Below are 10,532 nucleotides of genomic sequence, written 5' to 3'. Positions count from 1 at the left end.
GTCTACCTTCACGGAAATCAGGATTCTGCTTCGCAATGGCTTTCCCCTCTGCTAATCGTTCAACGATCATATCCCTGTCAAATTCCGCAATGGCTGATAACATTCTTAAAATTAATCTGCCCATTGATGTATCCTCTACAAGCCCCATATTTAATATGTGAACTTTGATTCCTTTTGAAAGCAATTCTTTGATTAGATTTACCCCATCCTCTGCCGATCTTGCGAAACGGTCTAGCTTTGTAACTACCAATGTATCCCCTTTTTTCAACAATGAAAGTAACTCTATAAATTGGGGACGATCCGCTTTAGTTCCAGTGAATTTCTCGGAATAGATTTTGTTACACCCTGCACTTTCCAATGTCTGCAGCTGTAACTCTAAATCTTGTGACGCTGTACTTACGCGAGCATAACCATATTTCATATGTATTTACCCCTTTTTTTGCGGTCTATTTATGATACTTAGTTATGACACCGATTGATCCCTTGATATTACTGCATCTCGAAAACGGTGTCAATACTTAGAAGTTATGGCACCCTTTGTTGTTTTATTCTCATGAAACTCTAATCTTCTTCACCTAACTCTTTAATTTTGGGTAGTTAATATAAGGACATAAGCAAAACGGAAATAAAACATAAGCAAAACAGTTCAGGGAATACTAAAAAAACCAACTAAGAAAGGGGATTTTCATTATGCTACAAAATATTGAGGTTATGACACCATTGTTTGAAGGCCAAGCTAACGAACGTTTTCAATTTAAACTAAACATTGAGGGGAAAGACTACCGAGGTATTTTTCATGATAAGGAAGTTCAATGGTTTCAACCGCAACCTCATAATAAAATTGAAAAAGATGACATTAACTTCGTTGAAGCTAACGTTCACAATTTGATGATTAACCGTTTATTACACTGATAAACGTGGCTATTTATTAGCCACGTTTATTTATGGACATTTCTTTATAGAGGGTTTTCTTTACCGTTCCGCTTAATCCAACACCTACGATAGGCAGTACTCACCACCGTAGGTATGCCGTTAAGGGGCTATCTCAAGTCACTAAATTATTTCTGCAAAATGATATTGCGCGAGTGTTTAGAAAAAATATTAAAAGGAGTAATTTTTATATTCTTACCGAATGACGTATACTATAAAATCTATATTATATTAGTATAGATTATAATGAAAAAGGGGACCTACAAAAAAATGAAGAAAAAAATTATTTATCCAATTTTGTCGACTTGTCTTTTGTTATCACTAGCTGCTTGTTCTTCTAAGACGGCCGATGTGCCGAAAGAAGAAAAGGCTCCAGAAAAGGTTCAAGAAGAGAAGCAAACAACAGAGGTTCAACCAGCTCACTGGTCCTATGAAGGAGAAACCGGTCCGGAATATTGGGGGGATTTAGATCCTACAAACGCTGTCTGTACGAACGGACAGGAACAGTCTCCGATTAACATCGAGACGGCAAAAACAGAGAAAGACGACGAAGTTGAGGAGCTGAAATTTAATTATGCCCCAACAAACTTTTCTTTAGCTAACAACGGCCATACGATTCAAGGAAATCCAGCAGCAATAGATAATTCCATTGTCGTAGACGGAGAAGAGTACAAGTTAGCTCAATTCCATTTCCATACTCCGAGCGAACACCAATTTAACGGCCAGAATTTTGATATGGAACTGCATCTTGTACATAAAAGTGCGAGTAATGAATTAGCCGTTATCGGTTTAATGATTAAAGAAGGTGCGGCTAACTCTGTTTTAGAACAATCATGGAAAGCCCTTCCTAAAGAAGTAACAACTAATGATGTAAAAGTAACCGAGGCAATCGATTTAATGGGCCTATTGCCAGAAAATAAGCAAACTTTCCGTTATGAAGGTTCTTTAACTACTCCTCCATGTTCAGAAGAAGTTGAATGGATCGTCTTGGAGCAGCCAATTGAAATGTCTAAAGAACAAATTGATTTATTCCGTCAAATTTTTGAAGACAATCATCGCCCAGTTCAACCTTTAAATGACCGTGAAGTAGAAGTTGAGCCTAGTGTGTAAACAAATTTGTTGAAACAATAACAAATCAAACTCGTATCGTTAATAATCAAAAAGTCCATCGACGTCTAGTCGATGGACTTTTTTTGAGGATATAGGGCTGATACGTTTTTAGGGAATGTATGCTGCATGCACTTTTAGTAGACATAACACCCGTTCATGGAAGTAGTTACCTCCATTACGCAATAAGAAAAGCTGCCCTGTAAAGGCAGCCGATTCTTAAACTAAAGCCCCCTTACTTTAAGTACAATTTTTTACAAACCCTTTATTACAAATCCGATGGTGAATTGTCTAATTATTAGACGTTTTTTGGGAGGTGTTTCCTTTTTCTAATGCTCCACACGATAAACGAAATTAATAACGAAATTAAAGTATAAAGGATTGCCCAACCTAAGATAGCTTTCCAACCCACATTATAAAACATTGGAATTACTACTGTTGGAATATTAAGGACTACAAAAAGAATTATCGGTGCAATAAAATACTTTTGGAGCTTTATTGTGCTAACTAAAGAAATAACTAACGTTAAAATTGACACGACAATTAAATATAGTGGAATTTCCCACATTGAAATTACCTCCATTCTGTTTTAAATATACCCCCTAAATTATGCTCCGTTAGTTGAATAAGAAACTCGATTCTCTCGCTGAACGGTTTTGTATCCTCTATACACACCAGGTTCACATAAGGCCTGTTCTCGGAAGTTACCAATGACAAGCAACCCCTTACAAACCCTCAGTTCTTCTCCTAACGACCTCATTATTTTTTATGCACTAAATATACATCGTTGAATTAACGGGCTTTCTGGTGAACGCTAGGCCTGTCTAAACGAATAATTATGCAAAACCCTTTCGCAATTTCCGCTTGTTTTCTTCGGTTTTCTAAAAACGCTCACAGATAGCCTAGAATCGTCCGTAAAAGAAGAGGTAAAGACATACACCTATTTCCGTTTATCATCGGTCTATGGGCATCCTGAGCGTTTCTGTGGCTATATTTGATAGTCTGAGAGAGTAGGACATGTCCTTTTTGAGGATTTGTCCTCTTTTTTTCTAGTAACGACCTTTTATGTTTTGGGTGTACACAATTCGTCTCGATTTTTTTGATAGAAAAAGAGAAATCAATGTTCCTCAATTTTTTGACCACCACCACGCGCGCGTGTTTGTTGTTGTTATTAATTACTTTGTTATTAATGTTATTACTATTGTTATAGGGCACTTCAAACCATTGGTATGATTGGGTTTACAAGTGTCAAATGCCACATTTTTGATTCGTGAATGCCACATTTTTGATTCAAAGTGCCACATTTTTGATTCATGAATGCCACATTTTTGATTCAAAGTGCCACATTTTTGATTCGAAATGCCACAAAAGATAATAAAACTAGTGGCTTTAGTTTCTTGGGATGCATTATCGTTGATTTAGCAGTGTTTTTGGATATATAGCAAGACTCTTTTCGGTTTAAAATGGCACATTTTAAAGTGACGTGCCCATTATGCCACACTTTTGATTCAAAATTATATCCGGAAACTGAACAAATACCACAACTATTTAATTTAAGGTCATTAAAATGCTTACTCTACCCACTTTATAAGTTTTTATTTAGTTATAAATACCACAATTATTTGTCTTTGTGGTATATTCAAATCACAATTGAAATTCAGAGGAGGAGAATTATGAAATCTAATTATAAGGTTACTCAATCCTACGATCTGATTGAAGCCCGATACATGGATCCCTTAACGGCACGAGAAAAAAATTTAATTGTCACAATGATTTCGATGATTCAACAAGAGGATAAAGAGTTTAAAGAATATGTAATATCAATTAAAGATTTTCATGAAATGCTTGATTTGAAGGGACGGCCTCATTACACGCAAATTAGAGGGATTTTATCTGGTTTAAGAAAGAAAGAAATCCAGATACCTAGATATAATGGCGGATGTTTAATTACAGGATGGATTTCAGATGCTGAAATAGAGCCAGGGTCGGGGGAAATCAGATTAACTATTAGCGAGAAATTAAAACCGTATTTATTGGAACTTGGGAAAAACTTTGATTCTTATACACTAAGCAACTTGCTTAATTTGAAAAGTATTTATGCTAAAAACTTGTTCGAACTAATGCATAAATGGGAAAAGGTGGGGAAATGTACATTTTCAATTGAATTATTAAGAGGGATGATCGGTGTTGAAGATGGGACTTATGAAAAATACAATCACTTAAAAGAACGTGTTTTAAAAAGGGCTGTTGAAGAGATAAGCGAAAAAACAGACTTGATTGTGACTTTTGAGGAAATTAAAAAGGGACGTAAGGTTGAAAAAATAGAGTTTTCAATCCGTCCTCATATTAAACAAAAGAAAATTGAGATCCAATTACCAAAGCAAACACCCGAAAATGAAGACGTACGTATCCGTCTTAACGATTTAGCGAACGGCTATAGCTTCGAACAAACATATTTTGCTCAAATGTATCAAGGAGCGTTGGCTATTTGGGGTGATCGAGCCGAGAATGAATTAAGTGTGTTGATTCGATATGTGAATGAAGAAAAAACAGTGACAAATCCACTTGGATTCATAAAAGCGAAAATAACGGAAGCCTGGGGGTTTCATGAAGCTGGATTGACTATTACGTTCGCTGATTTAAAACCAAGTCAACGGAGAACAGGGAGAGCTGAAAAACTCCCCGAGTGGTTCAAGAATAGAAGTGAACCAAAGGAAGCTAAAAAAGAAATTGATCTTAATATTGTAGAAGAGCGACAAAAATTACTGAATGAGTTGGGAATTAAAAATGACCAATGATATTTTTTATTGAGTTTGATCCTGGAGCAAACAGGATTAAAGAAGCGAGATATTAGTTTATTAAAGTTGTCACGCTAGAGTGACAAACGGCGTTTTTGGCTGTCACTCTAGCGTGACAAAATCAACTTTTCATGTACCCATCCAAACACTAGGCTCTGCCTAGTACCACATTGGAAGTGGGGTCAGTTTCCCCTTATGCTCTTTCTAACTTTATTCCGAATTCCAGCTTTATTTTAACCCTAACTAAAAAGGGCAAAGGTTAAAAATATTTTTATGTTACTAGAAAAAAAGGGCGACTGTTGCAGTTGCCCTTTCTTAATTTTCTGCAACGGTTCATTTTAAAATTCGAGTGAAACGACAACAGATTTCAGAGGATATTTTGAAAAAATAAAATCTGGAAAATTGTAAAGGTGGTAGGAAAATTCCTACCAGGTGAAAACGAAGTTTTTGGGGTGTGTGGTCACACACCCGTAGCCTGCCGATCTCTTTATTTTCATTCTATAAAGTTTCGCATGGGTTTCCTGCAGGGGCTAAAATAAAAGATTTAGAGAGATGGGCAAGCTACGGGTTTTGCATGCAATCCCGAAAAAAAGTTGTAGCTCGCCCTGTGAGGGGCAAGCTACGGGTTTGTATATACAAACCCTAAAACTTTGTTTTCCCTTGGTAGGAGTTTCCTACGACCTTTGCAAATTTTTCAGCGTATATTTTTTCAAAATGTCCTCTGAAATTTGCTGTCGTTTTACTCGAATTTTAAAACAAAAAAAATAAAAAGAGCAACCGCAGCAGTCGCCCTTTTTTCTAATAACATAAAAATAACTTTAACCTTTTCCCTTTTTAACAACGGTTAAAATAAAACCCGAATTCGAAATAAAGTTAGAAAGAGCATAAGGGAAAACTGGCCCCACTTCTGGTGTGGGACTAGGCGAAGCCTAGTGTTTTGATGGGCACAAGCTTTTTGAATTTAGGAACGCTAGCGTGACAACCATTTAACGACTTAGGAACGCTAGCGTGACAGATGGAAATTGAAGAATCGTTGAGTTAGTCGAACAAGGAAATCAACACTAATCATTAATTAAGCCTAATTTTATATCCATTCTTTCAATTTCTTATTGTAAGTCTGAGGATCTAATGAAACCTCTTTTGGTTTCGTTAGACCACAAGACTCCACGAACGAAGTGAGATTGGGAAAGAGGAATACCAAAAGGATGAGAAAGATTGACTTATAGGGATAAGTTAGCCTAAATTAAGGATAAATCAGGGCTAAATTAAGGCTAAGATAAAGCTAAATTTATCCTATTTGGGGGGGGTGGGGAAATGCAAGTTCCAATCAGTAAAGTTACAAGAGAATTAGAGATTAAATCATTTCAACTGCATAAATGGGAAGAACGAGGATGGCTCGGAACTGAGCCCGTTTTTAAAGATCCAGATAACAATGGCCAACGTACGTACAGTAAGCAGCAAGTTGAACGTATTGAATTTATAGATGAAGTCATTAAAGACCAAAGGAAACGGGAGATTCATCGCACGGATCCAAAAGAAATGGAAAAGCTGCTCTTAGAGAAGTTTGGTGGTGAAGTTACACGAATTGAAAGCAAAGAATTAATTGTTCTTCCCACAACACTTGAATCTTTTCATGAATTATTAACCCAACAAAATAAAGAAATGAATGCCATGCGGGAAATGGTTGATGAATTGGTTAAAGGACAATTAGAGTTAAAAAGTTATATCGAGAAGTCTTTGCCAGGACGGCTACAATTGGAAGAACACGACAGAGAACTATTGTTAAGTCTAAAGGAAACTATGGCAAGTCGTAAAAAAGAATTGGACATGGCTGAAACTGCTGCGACAGAAGAAGAGGGAAATCTAGGTTTTTTCGCCCGTTTTTTTAAAAAGCGGTGAAAAATTATTGAAAGTTGCCTGTTCTTGTTCAACTAACGACGCAGTTTAGTTCAACAAGGATAAAATGAAATAAAGGTGTATAAGACAAAGAAGGTGTCAAGTGTGTTTGACACCTTCTTTGTCTTGTTATATCATATAGATGTAAAAGGTCTTTTACACCCGATGGATGGGGAGGTTGGTTATCGAGTGGAAAATAGAATTAAAGAGTACAGAGAAAAATACAGTTTTTCACAAGGAAAATTAGCAGAACTATGTAATGTAAGTAGGCAAACGATTAATGCTATTGAGAATAACAAATATGACCCAAGTTTGCAGTTAGCATTTGATATTGCAAGGAATTTAGGAATTACCGTAGAGAATTTATTTATACCATTAGAGAATAGGGGGAAAGAGAATGGGTAAACCAAATCGAATCATAGCTATTTTAGCCTTTGTTGTTTTTTGTACGTTAGTGGGATTAACTTTATACAGATGGGTGCGATTTGGAATTATAGATGGAGGTTCTATATTTTTTAGTTTTCTTGCCTTATCATATTTTTTTAATTGGCTTAATTGGGGCAACCACGAAGGTGGTGGAGAGAAAGACGAATTAGACAGGCATATTGAATCCCAGAGTGCAAAAATAGGATATTTTGTATTAATGATTTTGTCAGGTTTAATTCTGTTCATTTCTGATGGTGTATCTAATTTGCTTGATATTAAGAATTACCCTTTGCTTATTGTGGTTGGTCTTACATTTGTAACACTTCCGATTACAGAGTTTGTATATTCAAGGAAATATAAATAATATAATTGAAGCCCCTTGTTAAACTAACGGGTGCTTTAGTTGAAGAAAGAAAGATAAATAAGAAGGGTCGATTTCTCTTACAAGTAATCGACCTTTTTAAGTGTGTATGCTACATGCACCTCAGATTGACACAACACCAATAGAGGCATACAGTATAGCTAATATTTTAGATCCCCTTTGCTAGGAAGTGCCTACATGAAAAACATCAAAAAGAAACGGATTACAGTTTCGCCTCCTCTCCTGATTGGAGGAAGCTTTTTATTACTCATCTCATTAGGAACGATCTTATTAAAGCTGCCGATTGCGACAACTACGACGATTTCTTGGACGGATGCCCTTTTCGTCGCGACTTCTGCTACAACCGTAACTGGATTAAGTGTATTTGATCCTGGAACCACACTCACTGTATTTGGTGAGATGGTTTTGCTCGTTCTGATTCAGTGTGGTGGGATTGGGTTAATGACATTTGCTGTTGCCCTACTCATTTTGCTTGGGAAGAAAATTGGTCTTCAAAACCGGATTTATTTGCAAGAGTCATTTAATCAGTATTCCATTGGCGGGATTGTGAAGTTAGTCAAAATAATTCTCACATTTGTTTTAACAGTTCAAGCTTCGTCGATTTTCATTTTGACCTTACATTGGCTTCCTACTTTTGGTTTGAAAAAGGCTTTATACTTGAGTGTTTTTCATGTCGTGTCTGCTTTCAACAATGCCGGATTTTCTTTATTTCCAGACAATTTAATAGGCTTTGTTGGAGACCCTATTGTGAATCTCGTCTTATCTACATTATTTATTCTTGGAGGATTAGGCTTCACGGTCGTGCTTGATGTTCATCAAAAAAAATCATTTCGCAAATGGTCGTTGCACACCAAATTAATGATAGTGGGGACAATCATAATGAATGTGTTTGCAACCGTTGTGGTCTTCTCTTTGGAATATGGCAATCCACAAACACTTGGAGATATGTCGTTATATGAAAAACTCATGGCTTCCTATTTCACCGCAGTAACTCCTCGAACCGCGGGATTTAATACCTTAGACTATGCCGTGCTGGAAGACCCAACGCTTCTATTTACCATGGTGCTCATGTTCATAGGTGCAGGGAGTGCATCCACGGCATCCGGTATTAAATTGACGACATTCATGGTCGTGATCTTAGCAACCATCGCCTTTTTACGCTCGAAAGATGTGCCTAGAATCTTTGGACGTTCGATCCAAATCGAAATAGTCATTCGTTCACTAGCCATTACAACGATTGGTTTATTGTTGGTTGTGTCATTTATTTTCTTACTAACCATTACAGAGAAAATCCCTTTTCTACCACTTGCTTTCGAAGTGGTATCCGCCTTTGGTACAGCCGGCTTATCGATGGGGATCACAGGACAGTTGAGCGATTTTGGTGAAATCCTACTTTGCATAGTCATGTTCGTTGGTCGAATCGGACCACTAACACTCTTCTTTATTTTAATGAAACCTAAAAAAGTGAACTATCGGTATCCTTACGATCAAGTGTTTACCGGGTAAAAAAAAGTCCATCGACGTTTAGTCGATGGACTTTTTTTTTGAGGGATATAGAGCTGATGCATTATTAGGGAATGCATGTGGCATACATGTCAAGTAGCTATATTATTTGTTCTCGGCAGTTGATTCTGATAGGCAACCCCTTGAGCAAAATATGGGGAAAACTACTGCTGAAAGAACAGCTAAAACTATCTAATTTGTACAATAGATAATTTTCTTAAACTAGTTGAAAAAAATACTCATCGGGAGCTTTAAGGGGCAACTATTTCGACATGTATTCCTATGGGTTGTGACAAATTTGTGAATTAGTATATTTCCGTCATAATACGACATTTTTTTGAAAACAATATGTTGTACAATGTACTAGTTGCTTCTGAACCTACTAGATATAGGTCGCATAATTTGAAGCCGAATATTTTATATGGAGGAAGATTTGTGAAAAGACTATTTGATGAAAAAATGTTATTGCTTCAAATTGGATTCAAGAGAAAAGTCATGTATAGAAGAGCAAAAACTTTTGGGTATACGCACCCCCTTGTTGTCTCGTGCAGTCAAGAATTGGATGTGTTGATCAATAGATATCTAGAAAATCACTCCATCCAGGATTCAAGTTTATCCTATTTGCATAAATGAAATTCTTGGAAGTATTTTTATTCAAATAAAAGACCAATCCCACTATCAGAAGTACTGATCCTCTGAATACACAATCTGCACAAAAAATAGAAGCTCCGATTTCTCCGACCTTCACAATGTTCTTGTAATGCTTAACTTGCGATACATCGCTATTACCTTTATATTTTCTCGTTCCCACTCTTCATTCCTCAGCATAGGAATCTTGAATTGTTTCTCCATTTCAGACATTAAACTGGCCAGTATAATGTCTTTTCTCGGTTGGTCTGCATGGATTATTTTTTCATACTCCCTCTGATAATCTGAAAGTGATTTCTTGGCCATCATTTCATTTACCCCTTAACAGGTACTGATAAAAGCGTTCAGTGATTTCCTTAGCCCCCTCAAAGAACATAGGACCGGTTAACGCCTTTGTACATGCTGCCTTTAATTCTTCATCACTGTAAGCCTCAAAATTCCACATAAACGACCAGTTCCACACTGGAATAGAAATCAGAACATAATGATCAGTATGTACAAAATAAGTCGTAGTCTCCCCATAATCGCTACTAGAAAACTCTTCAAATGTTTCAACCGTTAACCTATCCATCATTGTTACCCCCCTTTAGTTACTTCTCTTTTGGCACGGATTAGTGTGCTTTTAGAAATCCCTGTAATTTCTTCTACTTGCGTATAGGAATTCGTTTCCAATAGCTGTAAAGCGTGTGTTACTTGTTTTTTAGTGAACTTTTTCGGTCTACCTTCACGGAAATCAGGATTCTGCTTCGCAATGGCTTTCCCCTCTGCTAATCGTTCAACGATCATATCCCTGTCAAATTCCGCAATGGCTGATAACATTCTTAAAATTAATCTGCCCATTG

Annotated in this window: 12 protein-coding genes; 8 read left to right on the top strand and 4 right to left on the bottom strand. The window is 36.7% G+C overall.

The genetic code is table 11. The annotated features are described in order from the left end of the window. Window positions 1-421: recombinase family protein (locus FQ087_RS22100; RefSeq protein WP_149582768.1), on the bottom strand; the 421-nt coding region annotated here is incomplete at its 3' end. A 269-nt stretch (window positions 422-690) separates the two neighbouring features. On the opposite strand from FQ087_RS22100, the gene FQ087_RS22095 reads away from it, so the two are divergent. From FQ087_RS22095 to FQ087_RS22060, 8 genes are all read left to right on the top strand, one after another. Then, a complete protein-coding gene (locus FQ087_RS22095) occupies window positions 691-912 on the top strand; it encodes a hypothetical protein (protein ID WP_149582767.1) in 222 nt (73 codons plus the stop codon). Between the two features lie 288 nt (window positions 913-1,200). Further along, a complete protein-coding gene (locus FQ087_RS22090; RefSeq protein WP_149582766.1) occupies window positions 1,201-2,040 on the top strand; it encodes a carbonic anhydrase in 840 nt (279 codons plus the stop codon). A gap of 1,670 nt (window positions 2,041-3,710) precedes the next feature. Further along, entirely contained in the window at window positions 3,711-4,835 is a 1,125-nt protein-coding gene (locus FQ087_RS22085; protein WP_181717813.1) for a replication initiation protein, read from the top strand. Between the two features lie 1,314 nt (window positions 4,836-6,149). Further along, complete coding sequence (locus FQ087_RS22080) at window positions 6,150-6,734, top strand: MerR family transcriptional regulator (protein WP_149582764.1); 585 nt, start codon at window positions 6,150-6,152, stop codon at window positions 6,732-6,734. 186 nt (window positions 6,735-6,920) lie between these two features. Next, window positions 6,921-7,136 (top strand): helix-turn-helix transcriptional regulator, encoded by a 216-nt coding sequence (locus FQ087_RS22075; protein WP_149582763.1) that lies wholly within the window; start codon window positions 6,921-6,923, stop codon window positions 7,134-7,136. Beyond that, window positions 7,129-7,521, top strand: coding sequence for a DUF2178 domain-containing protein (locus FQ087_RS22070; RefSeq protein ID WP_149582762.1), 393 nt, complete (start codon window positions 7,129-7,131; stop codon window positions 7,519-7,521). The genes FQ087_RS22075 and FQ087_RS22070 overlap by 8 nt, the downstream gene beginning before the upstream one ends. A 195-nt stretch (window positions 7,522-7,716) precedes the next feature. Continuing rightward, window positions 7,717-9,045 (top strand): TrkH family potassium uptake protein, encoded by a 1,329-nt coding sequence (locus FQ087_RS22065; protein ID WP_149582761.1) that lies wholly within the window; start codon window positions 7,717-7,719, stop codon window positions 9,043-9,045. A 432-nt stretch (window positions 9,046-9,477) separates the two neighbouring features. Then, on the top strand, window positions 9,478-9,675 hold the full coding sequence (locus FQ087_RS22060; protein WP_370456104.1) for a Spo0E family sporulation regulatory protein-aspartic acid phosphatase: 198 nt from the start codon (window positions 9,478-9,480) through the stop codon (window positions 9,673-9,675). 111 nt (window positions 9,676-9,786) lie between these two features. Here FQ087_RS22060 and FQ087_RS22055 read toward each other — a convergent pair whose 3' ends face one another. The 3 genes from FQ087_RS22055 to FQ087_RS22045 form a co-directional block, all read right to left on the bottom strand. Beyond that, entirely contained in the window at window positions 9,787-9,999 is a 213-nt protein-coding gene (locus FQ087_RS22055; RefSeq protein WP_255452511.1) for a hypothetical protein, read from the bottom strand. Window position 10,000: 1 nt separating this feature from the next. Then, window positions 10,001-10,264 carry a hypothetical protein gene (locus tag FQ087_RS22050; RefSeq protein WP_149582760.1) on the bottom strand — a complete coding sequence of 88 codons (264 nt, stop codon included), beginning with the start codon at window positions 10,262-10,264 and terminating at the stop codon, window positions 10,001-10,003. Window positions 10,265-10,266: 2 nt separating this feature from the next. After that, on the bottom strand, window positions 10,267-10,532 hold a 266-nt coding region (locus tag FQ087_RS22045; RefSeq protein ID WP_149582759.1), incomplete at its 5' end, for a recombinase family protein.

Source organism: Sporosarcina sp. ANT_H38 (assembly GCF_008369195.1).
GTDB lineage: Bacteria > Bacillota > Bacilli > Bacillales_A > Planococcaceae > Sporosarcina.
This window is presented reverse-complemented; position numbering and strand designations above follow the sequence as displayed.

Excerpts from the sequence above, each read along its gene's own strand:
- FQ087_RS22095 (WP_149582767.1), top strand. The coding sequence starts at position 691 with ATGCTACAAAATATTGAGGTTATGACACCATTGTTTGAAGGCCAAGCT.
- FQ087_RS22090 (WP_149582766.1), top strand. The coding sequence starts at position 1,201 with ATGAAGAAAAAAATTATTTATCCAATTTTGTCGACTTGTCTTTTGTTA.
- FQ087_RS22085 (WP_181717813.1), top strand. The coding sequence starts at position 3,711 with ATGAAATCTAATTATAAGGTTACTCAATCCTACGATCTGATTGAAGCC.
- FQ087_RS22080 (WP_149582764.1), top strand. The coding sequence starts at position 6,150 with ATGCAAGTTCCAATCAGTAAAGTTACAAGAGAATTAGAGATTAAATCA.
- FQ087_RS22070 (WP_149582762.1), top strand. The coding sequence starts at position 7,129 with ATGGGTAAACCAAATCGAATCATAGCTATTTTAGCCTTTGTTGTTTTT.
- FQ087_RS22065 (WP_149582761.1), top strand. The coding sequence starts at position 7,717 with ATGAAAAACATCAAAAAGAAACGGATTACAGTTTCGCCTCCTCTCCTG.
- FQ087_RS22055 (WP_255452511.1), bottom strand. The coding sequence starts at position 9,999 with ATGATGGCCAAGAAATCACTTTCAGATTATCAGAGGGAGTATGAAAAA.
- FQ087_RS22050 (WP_149582760.1), bottom strand. The coding sequence starts at position 10,264 with ATGATGGATAGGTTAACGGTTGAAACATTTGAAGAGTTTTCTAGTAGC.